Genomic DNA, 22,774 nt, shown 5'->3' with positions numbered 1-22,774 from the left:
GTCGTGCGGAGTTCGGGCAGCGTCTGGAAACCTGTCTGGCTTTGCACAGCCGAATATGAAAAGGACGTGTTCATGGCAAACACCGGGCGAACGTCCCTGGAACAAGGGTCGACATCCAGCCAGGACTTGCGCATCACAGGGCAGTCCATGCGTGAATACCTGCCAGGCGAGCCGCAGGATTTACCGCCGCGCCCGGAAATCAAGGACATTGTGATTCAGCTGTTTACCCATCGCAGCGTCATTGAACCCATTCTCGTACCTGCGGTGGTGGAGCCGCTGCTGGTGTTGGTTCTGGCGGGGGCGGCGAGGGTGGAGGAGCGCGTACTGGGCGGGGAGTGGACTGCGGCAGAGGTCTGCGCCGGCGATTTTTTCCTCACAAGTTCCGATGAGCCGTATGAAATGCGCTGGCAGACTCACGGGGGCGATACCTTCGAAGTCATGCACCTTTATCTGGGGCTGCCGCTGATTGAGCTAGCGTCGCGAGAGCTGTGGGGTGAGCACGCCGGACCTGTGCGTTTGCGCGATATTTCAGGGGCACGTGACGGCTGCGTCGCGTTTGTCATGGAGCAGTTGCGCACTGAACTGGTTCTGGAACGCTCGCCTAGCGCTCTTTTCGCCCGTTCTCTGGCACAGGCGCTGGCCGTACATCTGGTGCGCAGCTATCGCGCCGAGGCCTGGACCGGACGTCGGGTCAACGCCTTGCAAGCCTACAAGCTGCGCACAGTCACTGACGCCATGAGTGCGGATCTGGGCGCTGAATTCAGCCTGGCAAAACTGGCCAGGCTGGCCGAGCTGAGCGAGTACCACTTCAGCCGCCTGTTCAAGCGTGCGACGGGACTGTCGCCGTCGCAGTACTTCATTCGCTTGCGCATGGTTCGTGCGCGGCACTTGTTGCTGGAAACCCGGCTTAGCATCATCGACGTCGGGCTGGAGGTCGGCTATTCAAGCCCCAGTCACTTCTCCCAGGTGTTTCGTCGTGAGGTGGGTGTAACGCCCAGCGAGTTCCGTGGCGGTTGACTGCCGTTGTGTCACACGTTTTGCGGGCGATGCACACAGACACGAATAGGCAAAAGCTGCGCAGGTTTTGGCACGCATCGAGCAGGCCTGTGCCCTTAATCTTTTCGACGTACCCCGCAGCAACGCCCGCGTCTTCAGCGGTCGGTGCTGAACCTCAATGCTTACAGCAGGAGCTACGGATATGTCGAACATTCAAAACAAAGTCGTCCTGATTACCGGTGCAAGCAGTGGTATTGGCGAAGCGGCGGCCAGGCTGATCGCCGCCAAAGGTGCCCATGTGGTCCTCGGTGCCCGCCGTACCGAGCGTCTGGACAAACTTGTCAGCGAGATCCAGGCCGAAGGAGGCTCGGCAAGTGCCTGCGCACTGGACGTTACGGATCTGGAATCCATGCAGGCGTTCGTTGCGTTCGCCAAGGGGCAACACGGCAAGGTCGATGTGATCATCAACAACGCAGGCGTGATGCCCCTGTCACCCTTGACCTCGTTGAAGGTCAACGAGTGGAACCAGATGCTCGATGTCAATGTACGCGGCGTGCTGCACGGTATTGCCGCCGTCTTGCCGGACATGGAGGCACAAGGGTTCGGCCAGATCATCAATATTTCCTCAATCGGCGGCCTCGCGGTTTCTCCGACAGCCGCGGTGTACTGCGCGACCAAATTTGCGGTCAGGGCTATCTCCGATGGTCTGCGGCAGGAAACGGACAAGATCCGGGTCACGGTAGTGTGCCCGGGCGTCGTCGAGTCCGAACTGGCCGATACGATTTCCGATGAGGTGGCACGCGAGGAAATGAAAGCCTTTCGGCGTGTCGCGCTCAACGCAGACGCCATTGCGCGGGCGCTCGCCTATGCCATCGAACAGCCCGACGATGTGGATGTGAGTGAGATTGTGGTTCGTCCGACTGCCAGTCCACACTGAAAGGGCGGGGTAAAAATCGCAGACCCCAGAAACGAAAAAGCCCCAGGTATACGCGTTCACCCAGCTCCTCTCCTACCCGGAAGGCTTCCTGCAATTCAAGGTGTGCGGCGTCGTAATCGCCTGCCAGTAACAGCGCGTGTCGCAACGAATAAGGAGGTTCTACCGCCTCGTCAACGTCGAGAGCCCGAGATTGTGTGAGCCATACCTGCTCCCGCATCAGTTCCTCGCAGGTGCCGATCCCGGAGGACAGATTGCGCACGAGCGGGAGAGGGCGATACAGAGATAAAGCGATAGCCGCGCCGCGACACCGTCTCAATAAAACGGGGATGCCTGGGGTTGTCGGCCAACACCTTGCGCAGATCGCTGATGGCTGTCTTCAGGACTGAATCGCTGACAAACCGATGCCCCCACACGGCATCCAGCAAGGCGTCTTTGGACACCAGCGACCCCGGCTGGCGTGCGAGCACGCATAACAATAGGAAAGGGGTCGGCGCCACCGCCACCGCTTGCCCTTCACGCATCAAGCAAGCGTTGGCTTCGTCGAGTTCGAACCCGCCGAAGTCAAGCAGGACGGGGGGCGGATGAGGTTGCGGACGTGCCACGGTTGATTCCTAAAGACAGGGTGGTGCGATGGAAGATTCGAATGGGGTTGGTTGTTGGAAAACGATGCCGGACTTCCTGATCCTGGCGATCCGTTCTCTTGCGCAGACGGCTCTGCAGTCCAGGGGCAGGCCACTGCGGTCACGCTCAGCAGGCCTGGGCCGTTGCTCCCATGACAACGCTGATCGGCCCTGAAACCAAGCGTCGTCGGTCGGAAACTGGCACGTGCAAAACTTCACGCCACGAGCCTTCTTCACCAGGACGCGGCCAGTCACGCCTGGCACTTCAGCTGGTTTGTCCGGCCTCATCACGGCTTTTCAATGATCTCAAAAATAATGACAAAAACATCAATATTGAAATATTTATCAATATTGCATACCTTGACTCTGCCTGACGATGAGACCTGTGCGCCTCACGACTTCAATCACAACAAGGGCTCGAAATGAACAACAACAAGAAAATCTCCGAATTGCCTTCCTCCATCGTCGATGTCCTGGTCATCGGTAACGGTCCGGTAGGTGCGACAATCGCGGCGCTGCTCGGCCGCTATGGGGTTACGACCCTGGTGGTGGACAAGCTCCATGAAATCGTACTGATGCCTCGTGCCATTGCGCTGGACAACGAGGCCCTGCGCATCCTGCAACTCGCCGGATTGTCTGAGGAGGCTTTCGAGAAGATCGTTATCGCGGAAGTGAAGATGCACTCTCCGGTCCTCGGGCAATTTGGGCGAGCCAATACCGAGGGATGTATCGACGGCCATCCCAAGCTTGTGACGTTCTATCAACCCGATCTCGAACGCGCGATGCGTGGCCAGGTTTCCCGGCTGAAATCAGTGAGCAGCCTGGGTGGTTTCGAGCTGGAGAGTCTGGTCGAGGAAGCGGAGTGCGTGGTCGCCACCGTAAGGGATCAAGAGGGGCACTCGCATTCTGTTCGGGCCCAGTACCTGATCGGTGCGGACGGCGCCAGTTCCAGGGTCAGAGCGCTGATCGGCCAGGAGTTCGAAGGACAAACCTACGCAGAGGATTGGCTAATCGTCGATGCCAAGAACCGGCATCAGTCAGCCATTGATCACATTGAGTTTATCTGTGATCCGCGGCGGCCCACGCCGCACATGCCCGCCCCCGGTGGAAGGGAGCGCTGGGAATTCATGCTGCAACCCGGCGAATCCCGGGAGGAACTGGAAAGCCCGGAAAGCATCGCCCGGCTCATTGCGCCATGGGTCAATCCGTTGGAGCTGGAAATCGAACGCAAGGCGGTGTATCGATTCCACGCGCGTTGCTGCAACCGATTCAGCAAGGGACGTACGTTCCTCGTCGGCGACGCCGCACACATCACCCCTCCGTTCGTCGGGCAAGGTCTCGTAGCGGGCCTTCGTGATGGTGCCAACCTGGCCTGGAAGCTGGCTTGGGTTCTTCGTGGCCACGCCTCGCCCGCGATACTCGAAACCTATGACACAGAGCGCCGCCCGCATGCCCAGGCGATGATCAATCTGGCGAAACTCATGGGTCGGCTGGTGATGCCCAAGAACAAGGTCGCGGCGTTCTTCATCCACGGCCTGATGCGCATGCTGGGGTTGACTCCCTCGACCAGAAGGTACTTCGAGCAGTTGGACATCAAGCCGAAGAACATCTTCAAGCAAGGCCTGTTCGTGCAGCATCGCCGGGGTGACAAGCTGGTACGCGGCAGCCTGTTTCACCAAGCCTGGATTCGCACCCTGCAAAAGCAGATCAAGCTGAGCGACGATGCATTGGGAGACAACCTGACCCTGGTTGGATTCGGTGTTGACCCGTTGTCACTGCTCACCACTGATCAGATCGTTGCCTGGGAAAAAATGGGCGGTCACTTCCTGGAGGTCAGACCCCGCGGCCAACGCTCCGGCGGCAGCTGTGACTTCATCGAAGACATGAACCATGAGATCCTGCCGCTGGCTGCCAAAGCAACACTGGTCGCCGTTCGTCCTGACCGTATCATCATGCACCACGCTCCTGGCACAGAAGCAGGCCGGCTACTTCGGGAGTGCCAGGGGCTGTTAATGAATGATGGCGCCATTTCAGACAGCGCTTCCATTACCATCAGCGAGCCCATTAGATTACGAGCCTGACATGCCTAGCCCCACACCTCCTTTGGAAACTGCTGTGCCAGAGCCTCTCACCAGGGGGCACAAAAAGCGTGAGCGCACCCGTCGCGGCCTTGTAGACGCGGCATTGCGACTTATTGCACGCAAAGAGGTGGGGGATATCGGATTGTTCGAAGTCGCCGCCGAAGCAGCCGTATCCAACGGCACCATCTACAACTATTTCCGAACACGTGACGAAGTCCTCGAAGCGGTAGGCATTGCCATGGCCTCCGAGTTCTCCGACGCCATTACCGTCTTGAGCGCGGATGTTCAGTGTGGAGCGCAGCGGCTTTCGATTGGCGTACGCATGTTTGTGTGTCGGGCCGATGCTGATCACCAATGGGCGAATGCGTTGCTACGCATCATCCATTTCGATCAGGCCATGCGCTCGCGATTGGCTACTCATGTCTTGGGTGATTTGCGTGAGGGGTTACAGGCGGGGATTTTTGCTTATGAGGATGAGGGGATCGCCCTGGATTTGGTGTTGTCATGCACCACCGGAGCGATGCGCTCAGTTGTCGAGGGACGCGCAGCGGTGGAGCATGATGTGCGGGTCGCCGAAATGGTTCTCCAGGCCTTGGGCGTGACGCGCACCAAAGCCCGGAAAATCGCCGCAAAGCCACTACCCACCTGATCTTGGCTCATGCTTGATCGATCAGGCGTTATTAATCCATTGCCGATAATGCTTGGCCTGGCGTCGGGATTTTAGTTGGCGGCATGTCGGCGATTTTTCCGATCCTCTCCGCGAATTCCAGAAAATAGGCCTCTCGAGCCAGGCTGCTGCCATCGCAGGGTCTGCCCCTGCATCGCCGGGCTTTCGTAGCTGCCGCCCGACAACTCGACCAGGTCGACCGCCTTGGCGTCCCATCGAAGCCAATAGCTGTCGTCCGGGATGATTAATCTGCATCCAGGCTTGAGCCCCGCGACTGCGGCAAGCATCGGCCCATACCCGGAAATTGCGCAGGTTGCGATCATCCTCAAGCACCACGCCCGCAGGTCCGGTCAAGGCGTGGCGATCAACCATCACGTTGCCCGTGATGATCAGGCCAGCCCCACCTTCTGCCCAGCCTCGATAAAGCCTGGTCAAGGCTTCCCTGGGAGCGTGATGCTCATTGGCAAGGTTTTCCTCATGGCTGCCGTGGCGATTCGATTGGGAATCACTACACCATTGGGCAATCGAAGCGGTTCAAAGAGCTTGGAGGCGGTCATGTCTTGTCCTTCCGTTAACGAAAAGCGGTCTGTCTTCATTCAAAAGGGCGATGCCCCTGAAGAAACGTCATTCCCGCGCTGTGTCGGTCTACCTGGGCCTGGGAATACTCATCGATAGACGGCTTTGAATGACTGTCCAGTGAATGCTCCCATTGATACTGATCTGAACACGCATGTTCAATTTAGTTGATTCGCAGGTACTGTAAATGCCCCGATTTTCTCGCAAATCACTTTTTAGATAAGCTAAATGCGGGTCTTTATGGGTGTTTATTCGAAAAATATCTTTTCGTTGTAAAAAAGTAGATTGACGTCAATAGAACACGCGTGTTCAATTGGTCCATAAGGCAATCTTGGGAAAAGACTATGGAAACCCTGAATCCAACACAACGTCGCATTCACCAGGCCGCTTTTCGCCTGTTCGCGGAAAAAGGCACTGCTCAAGTGAACATCCTCGACCTTGCGCAAGAGGCAGGGGTGGCGCGCGGCACGGTTTATAGCAACATCGAGAGCATGGAAGGCCTGTTCGAGGCGGTCGCCAGCCATCTCGCCAGAGAGATGCATGAACGGGTTAACAAAAGCTTCGATTCCCTCTCTGATCCTGCTCAGCGACTGGCCAACGGCATACGATTCTTCATCCGTCGAGCTCACGAAGACTCCCACTGGGGGGGCTTCATTCATAAGTTCGCCATGAGCAACGCTTCGCTGCGGGAAATGTTCAGCAGCCAGGCGACGACGGATCTGCTGAGCGGACGGTCCACCGGTCGATACCTGTTTCAGCAAGAGCAATTGCTCTCTGTCCTGACGCTGATATCGAGCAGCGTCCTCGGATCCATTTTCCTGGTGCTGGAAGGGCACAGAACGTGGCGCGAATCGGGCGCTGATACGGCCGAGTTCGTGCTGCGGTCCCTGGGTGTGCCTCTGGAGGAGGCCAGAGCGCTGGCGACCATGGAGTTGCCGGTACTTCCCCCGATCGACTAAGCGCAGTAACGACACACAACAAAACCCCTGGCGTTTTCAGGGGTTCAGGGACCCGCTTTGCCCTAAAAAACCGGATAACAAGAACAATGAACAACAGAAATGCAATGCCCCAGTTGGCGACGCCACAGCCCGCCCGACATCCGCAACCGACGGTGAAGGCCCAAGGTCTGACGCACCTGATCTTCCAAAGGCCGGACTTGAATGAGGCCGCGCGGTTTCTGACTGACTTCGGTTTGACCGCCAGCCATCAGAGCGCCGAAACGCTGTATCTGCGCGGCACTGAGCCAACGGCCTATTGTTATCGCGTGCACCGTTCGGAAAATCCGGGTTTTGTCGGTTTCGGCCTGGCAGTCGAATCGCTCAAGGATCTGGAAAAGCTGATGCAAATTCCAGGTGCATCCAAGGTCGATGCCTCGATGCATCCTGGCGGCGGGCACTACGTCAGACTGACCGATCCTTCAGGCTTTATCGTCGAAGCGGTTTACGGCCAGACGCCCGGTAAACGCCTGGAACATAGGGCTCCGCTTCCCTGGAATCTGGCGCAAGAGCAGCCGCGAATCAATGCCACACAGCGCCCGCCGATCACGCCGCCTGAAGTGCTCAAACTGGGTCACGTCGTCATTGAAGTGGCCGACTATCAGGCGACCTGTGCCTGGTACACCCGGCATTTCGGGTTCATTCCCAGCGATGTACAAGTGCTCCCCGACGGCACTCCCATCGTCGCTTTCATGCGCCTTGATCTCGGTGACAGGCCGGCAGATCACCATACGCTCGCGATCGCGCAGGGGTTCATGGCGACCTACAGCCATAGCGCCTATGAGGTCGTCGATGCAGATGCGGTGGGCATGGGGCAACGGGTCCTGCGAGAGCGGGGGTGGGAGCACTCGTGGGGAATCGGCCGGCACATCCTGGGCAGTCAGATCTTTGATTACTGGCAAGACCCTTGGGGTGACAAACACGAGCACTACTGCGACGGGGATATTTTTACCGCCACACAACCTACAGGCATCCATCCCGTGAGTCCCGAAGCAATGGCGCAGTGGGGGCAGCGCATGCCCAAGAGTTTTACCAAACCCAGGATGAGCTTCAGCAATGTACGAGCGCTGATCCGCAACCTGCGGCGCAGCCCGGACTTGACGATTGGCAAGTTGATCACGCTGATGCGGATGTTCGGGTAGAGCGGCCGTCCTGTCGGACAACGCTAAACGGCAGGGCCGTCGAGACGTGCTCAAAGCCGTTGCATTGATCGCCCGCGGCGCGTTGATCGACAGCGTCGCCAGCCCACACTCAGAACAACACCACAGTTCTCGCGCCATCGAGTGCGGGACAAACATTGCTCCAGGAGTACCTTCAATGTCTGCTGTACACGTAGTCCGCTTTGAGTTTGAGAACGGTATCCACTGGGGCGTATTGCGCCAAGACCGTATCACGATCGTCCCGGGCTTTTTCGATACCACGGGTGACTTCATCAGCCAGAACAGTATTGATGCCCTCGCTCGGCTGAACGGTACTGAGCTCGAAGCGCACAAAGTGAAACTGCTGTCGCCGGTGACCCGTAATCAACAGTTCATCTGCCAGGGCGCCAACTACCGTCAGCACATGATCGAGTCGGGCATGGATCCGGATACGAAGAAATACAACATGATGTTCACCAAGGCGACCAGTTGCCTGGTGGCCGCTGACAGCGTGCTAATCAAGCCACGCAAGGTGCGCTTCCTTGACTATGAGATCGAACTTGGGCTCGTGATGAAGCGCGCAATCAGCGGCCCGGTGACCGTCACCGACGCCAACCTGCATGAGTTCATTGCGGGCGTGGTTATTGTCAACGACTACTCGGCACGCGACATTCAGATCCCTCAGATGCAGTTCTACAAGGGCAAGAGCTTCCGTACTTTTGGTCCGGTCGGCCCCTACCTCTGTCTGCTGGATGCTCAGCACATGCATTACCTGAAAGCATTGCAGTTGCGCCTGACGGTCAACGGCGAGGTGCGTCAAAGCGACAGCACGGCCAACCTGGTGTATGGCCCCGCTGAAACCCTGACTGAATTCTCCTCTGTTCAAGATTTCGCCCCGGGTGACCTGATCGCCACCGGTACGCCGGCGGGATGCGCGCTGACCATCCCTTCGCCCGCCAAACAGCGCATTGCGGCCCTGATGCCAGAAGCAACGAAGTGGAAGCTTTTCCTCAAGGCGCAGGAAGGGCGCACGCAATATCTCAAGCCCGGAGACGTCGTCGAAGCGCGCATTCGCAGCGCCGATGGTGTCGTTGATCTGGGCGTGCAACGTAACCGAGTCGTAGAGGAAGCCTGACGATGATGGTGCGAACGCTGAACGACATTGAAAGTATCGAGCAGGTGCCTTTGGCGGAGCGTGGCCTGGCTTCAAGCACCTATGAAGCACTGACACGCACAGCCGAGCTTGACCCCAACGCGCCTGCATTGAGTTTCTTCGCCGACGCGACCTGCTTCAGGAACACCCACTGCTGGAGCTATGCCGAACTCGTCGAAGATATCACCCGCGCGGCGAATGCCTTCCACGACCTGGGCATAACGCCGGGTGAAGTGCTGGCTTTCATCCTGCCCAACTTGCCGGAAACCCACTTCACCATCTGGGGAGGGGAAGCGGCCGGTGTCGTCATGGCGATTAATCCGCTGCAAGAGGCCAAACAGATGGCGGCCTTGCTGCGGGCCGCCAAGGCCAGTGTGGTGGTAACGCTCGCCCCGATGCCCGGCAGTGACCTGTGGCCCAAGCTGGCCTCGCAACTGGATCAACTTCCCGAGATCAAGCACGTCGTTTGGGTGGACATGGGGCCCTATGTCGATGTCACTCAGCGTGTATTGCTTACATCCCTTGCAAAGCAAGAACGTGAGTTGCACAAGGGGGCCACGATCCACGAGCTACGGACGCTAATGGATGCTCAGCCAGGCATGCACCTGAAAAGCGGCCGGCAATTGCGCCCTGAGGATCGATCCTCTTACTTCTGTACCGGCGGTACCACCGGGCTGCCCAAGATCGCGATGCGTACCCATGGCGCGGAAGTCTTCAATGCGTGGGCCATGGCTGCGCACATGCAACCACTTGGGCGTGGCCAGGTCATTTTTTGTGGGTTGCCGCTGTTTCATGTAAACGCTCAGCTGGTGACCGGCCTGATGCCTTGGACCCAAGGCGATCATGTCATCCTCGGCACTCCGAACGGTTATCGCGGCGAGGGTGTGATTCCCCGCTTCTGGGAGATGGTCGAGCACTTCGGCATCAACTTCTTCTCTGGCGTTCCAACCGTCTATTCCGCACTGTTGCAAACCGGGCTGGAAGGCCGCGACCTGTCCAGCCTTCGGTATGCCATGTGTGGTGCCGCGCCGATGCCGATCGAACTTTTCCGGGAATTTGAAAGCCGGACCGGGGTGAAGATCCTCGAAGGCTATGGACTCACGGAAGGCGCGTGCGTCTCCTCGGTTAATCCACCCCATGGCGAGCGCCACATCGGCTCCATCGGTATACGGATTGCCTATCAGGACATACGCGCCGTCATGCTCGATGACGCTGGTGAGTACTTGCGCGACGCCGACATCGACGAAGTGGGCCTGATCGCCATCACGGGTCCGAACCTGTTCGAGGGCTACGTCGAGCAAAGCCATAACCGCGGTGTCTGGATCGAGATCGATGGTCAGCGCTGGCTGAATACCGGCGATCTGGGTCGCCAGGATGAACGTGGCTACTTCTGGCTGACCGGGCGCAAAAAGGAGCTGATTATCCGCGGTGGCCACAATATCGATCCCAAGCAAATCGAAGAGGCACTGCAAGCCCATCCAGCCGTGGCTATGGCGGCTGCGGTTGGTAGCCCGGACGCCCATTCGGGTGAAGTGCCGGTCGCTTATGTGCAATTGCGACCGGACCACGAGTGCTCCGTCGAGGAACTTGAGCAATTTGCTCAGCGCCACATCAGTGAGCGAGCAGCCGTGCCCAAGCGGATCGAAATCCTCGAAGCACTGCCATTGACGGCGGTTGGCAAAATCTTCAAGCCCGCCTTGCAGCAGCTCGAAGTGGCCCGAACAGTTCGGCAGGAAGTGGAGCACATGTGTCTGAAGGACGTTGCTGTAGAGGTGATTCAGCATGAACGACGTGGGCTGGTCGCCTGCATCCGGGCCGGGCGAGAGCAAGAGTCCCTGGCCCTTCTTTTAGGTCGCTACAGCTTCCAGGTGGAGTGGCTCAATTGATCCTGACTTCGTAAGTTCGACACCTCGGCCCTGATAGTAGTCAGTCAGGGCCTTTCACAACTTCGATCAACTCCAACCGGCACTTGCAAGTGCACCGGAAGGCGAAGCTTTGCCTGCGCACCAATCAATAACAACAATACGAGGTGGGAAATGAAACTGAGCAACCGTGCAACCCCGTGTCTCTCCGGGGTGCGAGAAGTGTCTTCCTGGATTAGATTCGCAGGTGCCGTGGCGATACTCGGCGTTTCCACAAGCTCCGGGGCCAATGGCATTGCCTTGAACGAACAAAGTGCAAGTAGCGCGGGAACTGCTTATGCCGGAAGATCGTCTTCCGCGCTGGACGCCAGCACCATCTTTGGCAACCCTGCGGGCTTGACCAAATTGAAGCGTACCGAGATTTCCGGCGGAGCAGCGGTCATCTCGGTGAGCGATGACATCAGTAATGCGCAGAGCAGTGCCCCGGGAACGAATAAAGGGGATTCGGTACCTTTGGGGGTCGTGCCCTTCGTCTATATGTCGACGCCGCTTGACGATCGTTTTTCGATTGGTCTGGGCCTTTATGCCCCCAGTGGTCTGATCAATGACTACGAAAACAGTTTCCAGGGCCGATACCATGGTTCCTATAGCACGACCAAGGAAGTAACCCTGCAGCCCACTATTGCCTATCGGATCAACGATTACGTGTCCATTGGTGGCGGACCGACCATCAACCGTTTCACTGCAAAGCTTAAGAGTGACTTGGCCACCGGCTCCCTGAACAACGGCCAAGACACGGAGGTCACTCTCAAAGGTGATGACACGGCACTTGGCTACAATCTCGGCATCTTGTTTGATTTGAGTGAGGCGACAAGTTGGGGGATTAACTATCACTCAAAAGTGGCTTATCACCTCGAAGGGCATACTGAGGTTTCCGGTTCCCCGAGCGTTATCCCGCTGGACGGAAACTACAACAACAAGATAGACATCACGATGCCCGAGTCGGTGGATACGTCCATCACCCATCATTTCAATAATCGCTGGACGGGATACCTGGGGACTACCTGGAAACGTTGGAGCCGGATCGAGAAGGTCGAGACAAATAACAGCGGTCTTTCCCCCTTGGGCGAGGCGGCTGGTCTGGGACGTATGACCGAAGAAATGAACTGGCGTGACACCTGGTCTACGGCGGTGGGCGCATCCTATCAGTGGAACCAGCAATGGCTGCTGCGCGCTGGCTACGCCTATGATCCGTCGCCGATCAGAAACGCCGATCGCAGCGTGCGCATTCCGGTAGGGAATCGCCAGGCCGTGACCCTGGGGGGGGCTTATTCGCCGAATTCCGATCTGACGATCGACTTTGCCTACGGCTATCTCTGGGATTCCAAAGTTTCAGTGAAGCAGTCGAACAACTCAGGTCTTCAACCGGAATACAGTGCCAACTACAACAATAGTGCGAATGGCGTTTCGGTTCAGGCCACCTATCGGTACTGACCGCGCTGACTCAGCGCATTTTCACTGCGAATGGATTGAATGGTTTTCCAGCGCCCATGAGTGAACCTGTCATGGGGGCTCTTTACAGCGGGCGGACGCTACGCGTTCCACGGCGTTAGTAGCCATGCCTGATCGAGGTGCTTTACCAGGCACCTTGCTGTCGGTGCACTCTCCACAAGAGGGTCTCTGTTTTATCTCTGCGCCTGTCTGAAGCTCGTCGCTATCCGTGGCGATTTGGAAGACTCCGAACTCGCGCTCCGCGAGTTCGGGACGGCGCCACCGAATTCAATAAATCAAAGTCCGGAGGTATTGTTTTGCGATATCGCTACGATTTACTTAAGTGAATGGCAGCTTGTGGCGGATTCTGTTGAAAAAGTCGGTCACTCGAAACGGCCTGATCATTGAACGGTGAAAACGCTTTTCTACACGCGGCTACGTGAAATCTGCCTCTGGAGGCCGGAGGCCTCTGCCGAAAGTGAAGATTTCCATCTCGGACGCGCACTTTTCTGCTGCGCAAACCATGACTGACTTTTTCAACAGAATCGGCCGAAAGCGGCCTATCGAAACACCCTAGGATCTATTTCGTCACGCTTTGGTGCAGCCGATGGAATTAGTCGGAGGGGTGGTGTCGTAGGGTAGGGGTTGCGGAAATGAGCGAAAAGATGCGGAAACGATAGAGAAATGTTGCAGCAGAAATCGTGTGCCGCAGAAACGACAAAGCCCTGAATAATCAGGGCTTTGTCGTATAAAGATGGCGGAGGCGATGGGATTCGAACTCATGGACCTGTTACAGTCGACGGTTTTCAAGACCGTTGCCTTAAACCACTCGGCCACACCTCCGTTTTTGTCGCGGGCGCCATAATACCTGAATGAAACACACTGTCAAACTCTGTACATAGCTTGTTGCAGAGCGTCTGTTATGATCTTTGCCACTGAACGTTTCAAACCAACAGGAGTGTCGCCATGCGCGAACAGGATTACGCAGTTAATAACAGCGTGCAGGCCGAGCAGCTAGAAGTTAGCCGCGTCCTGCGCAACACCTACGGCCTACTCGCTCTCACTCTCGCCTTCAGCGGCGTGATGGCTTATGTGGCCCAGCAGATGCGGGTCGGTTACCCGAACATTTTCGTGGTGCTGATCGGTTTCTACGGTCTGTTCTTCCTCACCAACAAACTCCGTGATTCGGCCTGGGGCCTGGTGTCGGCGTTTGCCCTGACCGGTTTCATGGGCTTCCTGCTCGGCCCGATCCTCAACCGTTACCTGGGCATGCAGGGCGGCGCTGAAGTGGTCAGCTCGGCCTTTGCGATGACCGCCCTGGTATTTGGTGGCCTGTCGGCCTACGTGCTGATCTCCCGCAAGGACATGAGCTTCCTCGGTGGTTTCATCACCGCCGGTTTCTTCGTCCTGCTGGGCGCGACGCTGGCCAGCCTGTTCTTCCAGATCAGCGGCCTGCAACTGGCGATCAGCGCAGGCTTCGTGCTGTTCTCCTCGGTGTGCATCCTGTACCAGACCAGCGCCATCATTCATGGCGGCGAGCGTAACTACATCATGGCGACCATCAGCCTGTATGTATCGATCTACAACCTGTTCGTCAGCCTGTTGCAGCTGTTCGGCATCATGGGCCGCGACGACTGATCGTCAGCCTTGAAACAGAAAAGCCCGCTTCGGCGGGCTTTTTGTTGTCTGCGATCTGGTCGCTCGGCCAGGGGCAAGACGGATCGTGGTAGTGCCCGCAGAGTTTGCTGCCATCCAGGGACGCTATTCGGCAATGATCAGGCTGCCATCGGTTTGTTGCTGATAGATGGTGTAGGGCAGCAGCAAGGTGTCGAGCACACCTGAGACGGCCATGTCGAGCAGCATGGCCTGGTTCGAGGCCGGGCCGGTATGAGTTGTGCCGTTCTCTGGCTCAGGGGCATGCAGGCTGCAGAAATCATAAGTCACGCCACTGTAGATACGCGGGACGCCACCGCAGTAGGTTTTTCGCTCCTTGAGTTTCTCGCTGGCCACCGCATCCTCCCTGAAGACGGTATCGATGGTTCCACAACCTGAGAGCATCAATGCCGCCAGCAACAGAAAAGAGGTTTTCACGGTGCGAATCCTTCGTCGATGAGGTCCTGAGTCTAGCCAGTTTTTGGGTGCCAGGGGCAAACGCCGTGTGTGAGCCCAGGCATTACGCCATCGGCGGCAACCGCCGTTTCACCGGGCTTTTCTTGACGATCGCGGTGTTGGTTTCCGCGCAGCTGTTGAGGTGGTCGAGCAGGCTGTCCAGTTGCTCCATGTCGCGTACATGCAGGCGGGCGATAAAGCAGTCCTCGCCCGTGACCTTGTCGCATTCGGTGAACTCGGGGATGGCCAGGATCTGTCGTTCGACTTCCTGGAGTTTCCCCGGCAGCGGCCGGATGCGCACGATGGCCTGCAATTGATAGCCGAAGAACTTCGGGTCTACTTCGACGGTATAGGCCTTGAGCACACCACGCTCTTCCAGGCGTCGCAGGCGTTCGGCGACGCTGGGCGAGGACAGCCCGCTGATCTGCGCCAGGGCCTTGAGCGAACGGCGTGAATCTTCCATCAGGGCGCTGATCAGCGCCTGGTCAATTTCGTCGATCATGCCAACCTCATTAGGTAAAACCTAAGAAATACCTTGATAAAAAAGGTGTAAGCCGATTTTAGCCTGCCGTTGAGTCTTGAGCGGGACAGGAGCCGATTGTCATACTTTTGGCTCTTGTTGAGGAGAATGATCATGGACAAATTGTTACGCCGCGGCTCACTGGAAATGACCGCCGCCATGTTGATTTCCGGGACCATCGGCTGGTTCGTGCTGGTGTCCGGGCAGCCGGTGCTGGACGTGGTGTTCTGGCGCTGTGTGTTCGGTGCCGCGACCCTGCTGCTGATCTGTGCCGGCTTCGGCTTTCTGCGCCCCGGCATCCTGACGCGCACCACCTTTCTCCTCGCCGTGCTCAGCGGTGTCGCCATCGTCGGCAACTGGGTGCTGCTGTTCGCCTCCTATTCCCGGGCCTCGATCGCCATCGGCACCGCGGTCTACAACGTCCAGCCGTTCATGCTGGTGGGGCTGGCGGCGCTGTTCCTCGGCGAGAAAATCACCGCGCAGAAACTGTTCTGGCTGAGCATTTCCTTCGCCGGAATGCTGGCCATCGTCAGCGCCCATGGCGAGCAGGGCGCGGCGGGCAATGACTATCTGCTGGGAATCGCCCTGGCGCTGGGGGCGGCCCTGCTGTATGCCTTCGCCGCGCTCTTGATCAAGCGCCTGACCGGCACGCCGCCGCACCTGATCGCGTTGATCCAGGTCTGCACCGGGGTGTTGCTGCTGGCGCCCTGGGCCAACTTCTCGGCGCTGCCCGCGGCGCCCGGCGCCTGGGCCAGCCTGCTGACCCTGGGCATCGTCCACACCGGGGTGATGTATGTGCTGCTGTACGGCGCGATCCAGAAACTGCCGACCGCACTGACCGGCGCACTGTCGTTCATCTACCCGATCGCGGCGATCTTCGTCGACTGGTTCGCCTTCGGCCATCGCCTGGAGCTGCTGCAATGGATCGGCGTGATCGCTATCCTGCTGGCGGCCGCTGGCATGCAGCAGGGCTGGAGCCTGGGCTTGCGCCGTCGGGTGGCGGCGCAGTGAGCATTGGGTACCGGTGAGTGACTGGTCGCCGAATTAATACGAATGATAAGTAACTACCCGATTTGCCAGCTATTTATTGCCTTGACAGGCGGGGACGCACCACTAAGGTTTTAACTCAGGGTGAAAGATTCAAGCGCAACCCTTCGTCGTTGATTCAAAGGTTTCAAGTCCTCAAACCCGGTTCTGGGTTGCGTGTCTTTTTTGCTGTTCAGGTGTGACATCTACCGCCCCCCGATTCGGGTCGGTAGGTCGTTACCGAATGCCGCCATGGCGGCGGATCCCAGGCAACCAATGCTTCTTGTCTACAGGGCAGGGGCGTATGGGGAGCGATCATGACGACTCGACGCAAGGTACCCGGTGTTCGTAACTACGACGGCCCCGCTGGCGGCTGGGGGGCGCTCAAGGCCACCGCGACAGCGGTTAGAGAGCAGATGGATACGCTGAAGGCGCCCATCACCCTGATGCGCACCAACCAGCCTGATGGCTTCGACTGCCCGGGCTGCGCCTGGCCCGACAAGGAGCACAAATCCACCTTCCAGTTCTGTGAAAACGGCGCCAAGGCGGTGACCTGGGAGGCGACCAACAAGCGGGTCACCCCGGACTTCTTCGCCAATCATCCGGTCGCCTCGTTATTGCACCGCAGCGATTACGAGCTGGAGGACCTGGGGCGTATCACCCATCCCCTGGTATATGACCGTGCCAGCGACACCTACCAGCCGATCGAATGGGAGGCGGCGTTCGCGCGAATAGGCGAGATACTCCGGGGGCTGCCACCGGAGCAGGTCGAGTTCTATACCTCTGGCAGGGCCTCCAATGAAGCGGCCTATCTGTACCAGCTGTTCATCCGGGAATACGGCAGCAACAACTTTCCCGATTGTTCCAACATGTGCCACGAACCGACCAGCGTCGGGTTGCCGCGATCCATTGGTATCGGCAAAGGCACGGTGTCGCTGGACGACTTCGATACCTGCGAACTGATCATCTCCATCGGCCACAACCCCGGCACCAACCACCCACGCATGATGGGCACGCTGCACGAGGCCTCGCGGCGCAAGGTGCCGATCATGGTCTTCAACCCCCTGCGCGAACGCGCGCTCGAGCGCTTTGCCGATCCGCAGAACATGGTTGAAATGGCGACTTACGGCTCCACCCGGATCGCCTCGTCCTACTTCCAGGTAAAAGCCGGAGGCGACGCGGCGGCGATCAAGGGGATCATGAAGGCGCTGCTGGAGCTGGAGCGGACGGTGGGCGAAGTCCTCGACCATGACTTCATCGCCCAGCACACCCAGGGTTTCGACGAGCTGGTCGCCGATCTGCACGCCACGGCCTGGCCCGATATAGAACAGGCCAGCGGCCTGCAGCAGGCCGAGCTGGAAAAGGTCGCCGCCGCTTACGCAAAATCCAACGCCACCATCGTCACCTACGGCATGGGCATCACCCAGCACAACGAAGGCACGGCCAATGTCCGGCTGATCTGTGACCTGCTGATGTTGCGCGGTAACTTTGGCAAGCCTGGCGCGGGTATTTGCCCGTTGCGCGGCCATTCCAATGTCCAGGGCAACCGGACCGTGGGCATTACCGAGAAACCGTCGAAGGCATTTCTCGACAGGCTGGAGAAAGTATTCGGCTTCAAGCCGCCAGCGGCCCACGGCCACGATTCGGTAAAAGCCATGCAGGCGATGATCGCGGGCACGGCCAAGGCGCTGATTTGCCTGGGAGGTAATTTTGCCGTCGCCTTGCCCGATCCGGGCCAGTGTTTTCCGGCCATGGGCAAGCTCGACCTGAGCGTGCATATCGGCACCAAGCTTAATCGCTCCCATCTGCTGGTCGCTAAGGAGTCCTATCTGTTTCCCTGCCTGGGTCGCACCGAATTGGACGTACAGGACGGGATGCGCCAGTCGATCACCGTCGAGGATTCGATGTCGATGGTCCACGCATCGGCCGGCAAGCTGACCCCGGCATCCGAGTTCCTGCGCTCGGAACCGGCGATAGTGGCCGGCATTGCCCGGGCCACGCTGCCAGGCAGCAAGGTGCCCTGGCAGGAACTGGTCGCCGACTACGACAAGATCCGCGACCTGATTGAGAAAACGGTGCCCGGCTTCGAGGCGTTCAACCAGCGCATCCGCGTGCCGGGCGGGTTCCGCATGCCGCTGCCGCCCACCGAGCGCATATGGCTCACGCCCTCGGGCAAGGCCGAATTCTTTGTCTTTCCCGGGCTGCATGAAGACAAGGTGGTCGATGGCGCGGACGTCCTGCGCCTGATCACTATTCGCAGCCATGACCAGTACAACACCACCATCTATGCCATGGACGATCGTTATCGCGGGGTATTCGGTCGGCGCGATGTGCTGTTCATCAATCAGGCGGACCTGGATGCCCGTGGCCTGGCCCATGGCGACCTGGTGGATATCGAGACGGTCACCCAGGGGCGCAAGCTGCGCTACGAGAAAATCACCGCGATCGAATACAAGATTTCCCCGGGCTCGGTCGCGGCCTATTACCCCGAAGCCAACCAGCTGGTGCCGCTGGATTACATCGACGTGGATAGCGGGACGCCGTCCTACAAATCGGTTCCGGTACGGATTGTGCGTTCGACGCTGAACTGACCCTGGCGATCCAGGGAAGGGGGCGCATGGGGCGCCCCTTTTTTCATCGGTGGGCTTTCATGAGCGCGAGGCTCGCTGCCGGACTGCAGCGCCGCGATTATTTGCTACTCTGCGGTCTTTCCCGTTCCGCCGAGTGCTCATGCCCATGTCCAACGATATTCCTGAACCGCAATCCGTCTGTAACCCGATTACCAGCAGCGCGATCTTTATCGTCGCCACCCTGGCCCCCGGCCGTGACGCCGCCGCCAAGGTGCGGGGCTGGTGCGAGGATGTGGCGGGCCTCACCCGTTCGGTCGGCAAGCGGGTGCCCGCGGGTAGCCTGTCGTGCGTCTGCGGTTTTGCTTCGGCGGCCTGGGACCGGCTGTTTGGCGGTCCGCGCCCGGCCTCGCTGCACGCCTTTCGCGAGTTCGGCCCGCAAGAGCGCCGGGCTGTGGCGACTCCCGGTGACATCCTGCTGCACATTCGTGCGGACCAGATGGACCTGTGCTTCGAACTGGCGACGCAACTGATCGGGGCATTGGGCGATGCGATCTCGGTGGTCGACGAGGTGCAGGGTTTCCGCTATTTCGACATGCGCAGCATCATCGGTTTTGTCGATGGCACGGAAAACCCGGTCGGGCGCAAGGCCATCGAGTTCACCCTGGTCGGCGATGAAGACCCGGCGTTCAGCGGCGGCAGTTATGTGCTGGTGCAGAAGTACCTGCACAACATGAACGCCTGGAACGAGCTGTCGGTCGAGGCGCAGGAACGTATCATCGGGCGCAAGAAGCTGTCCGATATCGAACTCGACGATGCCGTCAAGCCGACCTCTTCCCACAGTGCCTTGACCACCATCACCAAGGACGGCGAGGAGGTGAAGATCCTGCGCGACAACATGCCGTTCGGCCGGCCGGGGGCGGGGGAGTTCGGCACCTATTTCATCGGTTACGCGCGCTCGCCGGAGCCTATCGAGCAGATGCTGGAAAACATGTTTGTCGGCCGGCCGGCGGGCAACTATGACCGCTTGCTGGATTTCAGCACGGCGGTGACCGGCGGCCTGTTCTTCGTGCCTTCCGCCGATCTGCTGGAAGCGTTGGCCGAACGCCAGCCCTGATCCGAATGCAAAGAGCCCGCGAGGTGAGGGCCTCGCGGGCTCGTTGCATCTGGCGGATGCTATTCAATGGTTGCCGGGACCGCGCACCGGAAAAGGCGCCGGGCCTTTACCGGGGCGATCAGCAATCAGTGAGTGCTCATGCCGGCCATGTGCATCATCAGCCGCAACAGGCCGGCCACCGCACCCAGGGCCAGCACACTGCCCAGCCAGATGCCCACCAGCCATGCCAGCCGCCGATACCAGGGGGCGCTCGGGCTGCCCGTGGTCGATACCTCAGAGCGTTCCATAAGCCAACTCCATCATCAGTGCGGTGGCGGCGGCCAGCATCACCAGCCCGCCGAGGAACAGCAGGCTCAGCTGCGCCACCTGCTGGTAGAAAGGCCTCTGCCTGGTAGTGGTTCGAAGGGTTTCGCTGTCAATGGTAACCATCGCCGATCCTCACTTTGCCGCGGAACACGTAGTAGCTCCAGCAGGTGTACATCAGGATGATCGGCAGGATGAACAGGGTGCCGATCAGGATGAACAGCTGGCTGGACGGGGGCGATGCGGCCTGCCACAGGCTGATGGAAGGCGGCACGATGTTCGGCCAGATGCTGAAGGCCAGGCCGATGTAACCCAGGAATACCAGCGCCAGGGTGAACACGAACGGCCAGTGCGAGTGATGCTGGCGCAAGGTGCGCAGCAGCCCGAACAGCGCCAGCAGCGCGAGAACCACAAGCGCGCCGAAGACCACGATATGCGCGTGGGTGAACCAGCGGCTGGCGATCTCCGGGTGCAGCATGGGCGTCCACACACAGAGCACCGCGACCACCGCCATCAGCACGAACGCCAGCGGCCGGGTGTAGTGGCGCATGCGCGATTCGAGCATGCCTTCGGTCTTGACCAGCAGCCAGGTGCTGCCCAGCAGTGCGTAGGCGACGATCAGGCCCAGGCCGCAGAACAGCGGGAACGGCGCCAGCCAGTCCAGGTTGCCGCCGGCGAACTGGCGATCGACCACCGGGATCCCGGCGATATAGCTGCCAATCACGATGCCCTGGCAGAAGGTCGCCAGCAGCGAGCCACCGATGAACGCCATGTCCCAGATATGGCGTTTTTCCGGGCTGGCCTTGAAGCGGAACTCAAAGGCCACGCCGCGGAAGATCAAGCCGGCCAGCATGAAAATCAGCGGCAGGTACAGGGCCTCCAGAATCACCGAATAGGCCAGCGGGAAGGCCCCGTACAGCGCCGCGCCACCGAGGATCAGCCAGGTTTCGTTACCGTCCCAGACCGGCGCCACGGTGTTCATCATCACATCGCGCTCCTGCGCGTCCGGGATGAGCGGGAAGAGGATCCCCAGTCCCAGGTCGAAGCCATCCATGATGACGTACATCATCACCCCGAAAGCGATGATCACGCCCCAGATCAACGACAGATCTATACCTTGAATGCCCATGGGCAAGCTCCTTGTTCAGTTGGCGGGGTTGCCGGACGCGAAGGTCTCGGTGACCGCGGACAGCGGCCGGCGCGGCGTGCGGTCCTGGCCGGGGCCGCCTTGTGGCGGATGATCGTGATGCGGCTGCGGGCCTTTGCGGACCAGCTTCATCATGTAGGCGATGCCCACGGTGAACACCGAGAAGTAGATCAGCACGAACAGCGCGAGCGAGATGCTCAACTGGCTGACCGAGTGGTTCGACGCCGCATCGGCGGTGCGCTGCAAGCCGTACACCACCCACGGCTGGCGGCCGACCTCGGTGGTGATCCAGCCGGCCAGCATGGCGATCAGGCCGGTCGGGCCCATGCACAGCACCAGGCGCAGGAACAGCCGGTTGCGGTACAGCGCGCCGTTGCGGCGCAAGGCCAGGCCGAGCAGGCCGGTGAGGATCATCAACATGCCCAGCCCGGCCATGATCCGGAAGCTGAAGAAGATGATGGTCGCGTTCGGCCGGTCCTCTTTCGGGAAGTTCTTGAGCGCCGGGATCTGCTTGTCCAGGCTGTGGGTCAGGATCAGGCTGCCCAGGTAAGGCACTTCGAGCGCATAACCGGTCTTCTCGGCGTCCATGTCGGGGATGCCGAACAGCACCAGCGGCGTCGGTTCGTTGCCGATGTTTTCCCAGTGGCCTTCGATGGCGGCGATTTTCGCCGGCTGATGTTCCAGGGTGTTCAGGCCATGGGCATCGCCGACTACTGCCTGGATCGGCGCCACGATCAGGGCCATCCACATCGCCATCGACAGCATCTTGCGCACTTGTGGCGTGTCGTTCTTGCGCAGCAGGTGCCAGGCCGCGGACGAGCCGACAAAAAACGCCGTGGCGACGAACGCGGCGATCGCCATGTGCGCCAGGCGGAACGGGAACGACGGGTTGAACACGATGGCCAGCCAGTCCATCGGCACGATCCGCCCATCGACAATGGAAAAGCCCTGTGGCGTCTGCATCCAGCTGTTGGAGGCGAGGATCCAGAAGGTCGAGATCAGCGTGCCGATCGCCACCATGACCGTGGAGAAGAAGTGCAGCCCACGGCCGACCCGGTTCCAGCCGAACAGCATCACCCCGAGGAAACCGGCCTCGAGGAAAAATGCGGTCAGCACTTCATAGGTCAGCAGGGGCCCGGTAATGCTCCCGGCGAAGTCCGAGAAGCGACTCCAGTTGGTGCCGAACTCATAGGCCATGACCAGCCCGGAGACCACCCCCATGCCGAAGTTGACGGCAAAGATTTTCGACCAGAAGTGATACAGGTCCTTGTAGACCGAGTTATTGCTTTTCAGCCAGAGGCCTTCGAGCACTGCCAGGAAGCTGGCCAGCCCGATGGTGATGGCGGGAAATATGATGTGGAACGAGACCGTGAACGCGAATTGAATTCGCGCGAGGTCAAGCGCTTCCAGGTTTGGCATGACGATACCCTCAGAGTGGCTCGATACGTATGCACGGCCCGGCCGACCG

General features: G+C 59.3%; 21 protein-coding genes, 1 tRNA gene and 1 pseudogene. 14 read left to right on the top strand and 9 right to left on the bottom strand.

Going from position 1 to position 22,774, the window contains the following annotated elements; translation table 11 throughout:
- The first annotated feature begins 72 nt into the window (after nucleotides 1–72).
- A complete protein-coding gene (locus tag BMY68_RS22910; protein WP_085534175.1) occupies nucleotides 73–1,017 on the top strand; it encodes a helix-turn-helix domain-containing protein in 945 nt (314 codons plus the stop codon).
- 181 nt (nucleotides 1,018–1,198) lie between these two features.
- Nucleotides 1,199–1,933: an SDR family oxidoreductase gene (locus tag BMY68_RS22905; RefSeq protein WP_085534177.1), complete on the top strand. Its 735-nt coding sequence runs from the start codon at nucleotides 1,199–1,201 to the stop codon at nucleotides 1,931–1,933.
- A gap of 170 nt (nucleotides 1,934–2,103) precedes the next feature.
- Here the strand turns inward: BMY68_RS22905 and BMY68_RS22900 are convergent, their stop codons facing one another.
- On the bottom strand, nucleotides 2,104–2,535 hold the full coding sequence (locus BMY68_RS22900) for a winged helix-turn-helix domain-containing protein (RefSeq protein WP_239694123.1): 432 nt from the start codon (nucleotides 2,533–2,535) through the stop codon (nucleotides 2,104–2,106).
- Nucleotides 2,536–2,705: 170 nt separating this feature from the next.
- Here BMY68_RS22900 and BMY68_RS29720 point away from each other — a divergent pair, with 170 nt between their 5' ends.
- Genes BMY68_RS29720 through BMY68_RS22890 form a run of 3 tightly spaced genes read left to right on the top strand, consistent with a single transcriptional unit; the run spans nucleotide 2,706 to nucleotide 5,283 of the window.
- Complete coding sequence (locus BMY68_RS29720) at nucleotides 2,706–2,927, top strand: hypothetical protein (RefSeq protein ID WP_139214903.1); 222 nt, start codon at nucleotides 2,706–2,708, stop codon at nucleotides 2,925–2,927.
- 48 nt (nucleotides 2,928–2,975) lie between these two features.
- On the top strand, nucleotides 2,976–4,634 hold the full coding sequence (locus BMY68_RS22895) for a bifunctional 3-(3-hydroxy-phenyl)propionate/3-hydroxycinnamic acid hydroxylase MhpA (RefSeq protein WP_085534179.1): 1,659 nt from the start codon (nucleotides 2,976–2,978) through the stop codon (nucleotides 4,632–4,634).
- Nucleotide 4,635: 1 nt separating this feature from the next.
- Nucleotides 4,636–5,283 (top strand): TetR/AcrR family transcriptional regulator, encoded by a 648-nt coding sequence (locus BMY68_RS22890; RefSeq protein ID WP_009044539.1) that lies wholly within the window; start codon nucleotides 4,636–4,638, stop codon nucleotides 5,281–5,283.
- Nucleotides 5,284–5,362: 79 nt separating this feature from the next.
- On the opposite strand, the pseudogene BMY68_RS22885 reads toward BMY68_RS22890, so the two are convergent.
- Nucleotides 5,363–5,858, bottom strand: a pseudogene (locus BMY68_RS22885) (2,4-dienoyl-CoA reductase); the annotation flags it as partial.
- A 363-nt stretch (nucleotides 5,859–6,221) separates the two neighbouring features.
- Here BMY68_RS22885 and BMY68_RS22880 point away from each other — a divergent pair.
- The 5 genes from BMY68_RS22880 (at nucleotide 6,222) to BMY68_RS22860 (ending at nucleotide 12,520) form a co-directional block, all read left to right on the top strand.
- Nucleotides 6,222–6,836, top strand: a complete 615-nt coding sequence (locus BMY68_RS22880) for a TetR/AcrR family transcriptional regulator (RefSeq protein ID WP_085534181.1) — start codon at nucleotides 6,222–6,224, stop codon at nucleotides 6,834–6,836.
- Between the two features lie 86 nt (nucleotides 6,837–6,922).
- Entirely contained in the window at nucleotides 6,923–8,014 is a 1,092-nt protein-coding gene (locus BMY68_RS22875) for a VOC family protein (protein ID WP_085534183.1), read from the top strand.
- Between the two features lie 175 nt (nucleotides 8,015–8,189).
- Nucleotides 8,190–9,146, top strand: coding sequence for a fumarylacetoacetate hydrolase family protein (locus tag BMY68_RS22870; protein WP_085534185.1), 957 nt, complete (start codon nucleotides 8,190–8,192; stop codon nucleotides 9,144–9,146).
- 2 nt (nucleotides 9,147–9,148) lie between these two features.
- Nucleotides 9,149–11,050, top strand: a complete 1,902-nt coding sequence (locus tag BMY68_RS22865; RefSeq protein WP_085534187.1) for an acyl-CoA synthetase — start codon at nucleotides 9,149–9,151, stop codon at nucleotides 11,048–11,050.
- Between the two features lie 150 nt (nucleotides 11,051–11,200).
- The gene (locus BMY68_RS22860) at nucleotides 11,201–12,520 is read left to right on the top strand and encodes an OmpP1/FadL family transporter (RefSeq protein ID WP_037004834.1); all 1,320 of its coding nucleotides are present in this window, start codon (nucleotides 11,201–11,203) and stop codon (nucleotides 12,518–12,520) included.
- 752 nt (nucleotides 12,521–13,272) lie between these two features.
- Here BMY68_RS22860 and BMY68_RS22855 read toward each other — a convergent pair.
- Nucleotides 13,273–13,360, bottom strand: a tRNA-Ser gene (locus BMY68_RS22855).
- Nucleotides 13,361–13,483: 123 nt separating this feature from the next.
- On the opposite strand from BMY68_RS22855, the gene BMY68_RS22850 reads away from it, so the two are divergent.
- Nucleotides 13,484–14,155 (top strand): Bax inhibitor-1/YccA family protein, encoded by a 672-nt coding sequence (locus BMY68_RS22850; RefSeq protein ID WP_007929309.1) that lies wholly within the window; start codon nucleotides 13,484–13,486, stop codon nucleotides 14,153–14,155.
- Nucleotides 14,156–14,278: 123 nt separating this feature from the next.
- Here the strand turns inward: BMY68_RS22850 and BMY68_RS22845 are convergent, their stop codons facing one another.
- Together BMY68_RS22845 and BMY68_RS22840 are read right to left on the bottom strand one after the other, a co-directional pair.
- Nucleotides 14,279–14,608 carry a YceK/YidQ family lipoprotein gene (locus BMY68_RS22845; RefSeq protein WP_085534188.1) on the bottom strand — a complete coding sequence of 110 codons (330 nt, stop codon included), beginning with the start codon at nucleotides 14,606–14,608 and terminating at the stop codon, nucleotides 14,279–14,281.
- Between the two features lie 82 nt (nucleotides 14,609–14,690).
- Entirely contained in the window at nucleotides 14,691–15,128 is a 438-nt protein-coding gene (locus BMY68_RS22840; RefSeq protein ID WP_009044531.1) for an Lrp/AsnC family transcriptional regulator, read from the bottom strand.
- 132 nt (nucleotides 15,129–15,260) lie between these two features.
- On the opposite strand from BMY68_RS22840, the gene BMY68_RS22835 reads away from it, so the two are divergent.
- From BMY68_RS22835 to BMY68_RS22825, 3 genes are all read left to right on the top strand, one after another.
- On the top strand, nucleotides 15,261–16,157 hold the full coding sequence (locus BMY68_RS22835) for a DMT family transporter (protein ID WP_085534424.1): 897 nt from the start codon (nucleotides 15,261–15,263) through the stop codon (nucleotides 16,155–16,157).
- A 332-nt stretch (nucleotides 16,158–16,489) separates the two neighbouring features.
- Nucleotides 16,490–18,763 carry an FdhF/YdeP family oxidoreductase gene (locus BMY68_RS22830; RefSeq protein ID WP_085534190.1) on the top strand — a complete coding sequence of 758 codons (2,274 nt, stop codon included), beginning with the start codon at nucleotides 16,490–16,492 and terminating at the stop codon, nucleotides 18,761–18,763.
- A 139-nt stretch (nucleotides 18,764–18,902) separates the two neighbouring features.
- Entirely contained in the window at nucleotides 18,903–19,856 is a 954-nt protein-coding gene (locus tag BMY68_RS22825; protein WP_085534192.1) for a Dyp-type peroxidase, read from the top strand.
- A 125-nt stretch (nucleotides 19,857–19,981) separates the two neighbouring features.
- On the opposite strand, the gene BMY68_RS22820 is transcribed toward BMY68_RS22825, so the two are convergent.
- Genes BMY68_RS22820 through BMY68_RS22810 form a run of 4 tightly spaced genes read right to left on the bottom strand, consistent with a single transcriptional unit; the run spans nucleotide 19,982 to nucleotide 22,725 of the window.
- Entirely contained in the window at nucleotides 19,982–20,143 is a 162-nt protein-coding gene (locus tag BMY68_RS22820) for a DUF2474 domain-containing protein (protein ID WP_085534193.1), read from the bottom strand.
- Nucleotides 20,130–20,285, bottom strand: a complete 156-nt coding sequence (locus tag BMY68_RS29935) for a hypothetical protein (protein ID WP_009044526.1) — start codon at nucleotides 20,283–20,285, stop codon at nucleotides 20,130–20,132. Before BMY68_RS29935 ends, BMY68_RS22820 begins: the two co-directional genes overlap by 14 nt.
- The gene (gene cydB, locus BMY68_RS22815; RefSeq protein WP_053261802.1) at nucleotides 20,272–21,288 is read right to left on the bottom strand and encodes a cytochrome d ubiquinol oxidase subunit II; all 1,017 of its coding nucleotides are present in this window, start codon (nucleotides 21,286–21,288) and stop codon (nucleotides 20,272–20,274) included. The genes BMY68_RS29935 and cydB overlap by 14 nt, the downstream gene beginning before the upstream one ends.
- 15 nt (nucleotides 21,289–21,303) lie before the next feature.
- Complete coding sequence (locus tag BMY68_RS22810; protein ID WP_085534195.1) at nucleotides 21,304–22,725, bottom strand: cytochrome ubiquinol oxidase subunit I; 1,422 nt, start codon at nucleotides 22,723–22,725, stop codon at nucleotides 21,304–21,306.
- Nucleotides 22,726–22,774 lie beyond the last annotated feature (49 nt).

This window comes from Pseudomonas sp. NFACC41-3, assembly GCF_900109505.1.
Lineage (GTDB): Bacteria > Pseudomonadota > Gammaproteobacteria > Pseudomonadales > Pseudomonadaceae > Aquipseudomonas > Aquipseudomonas chlororaphis.
Note: the sequence above shows the minus strand (reverse complement) of the source record. Positions and strands in the feature narration are given on the sequence as shown.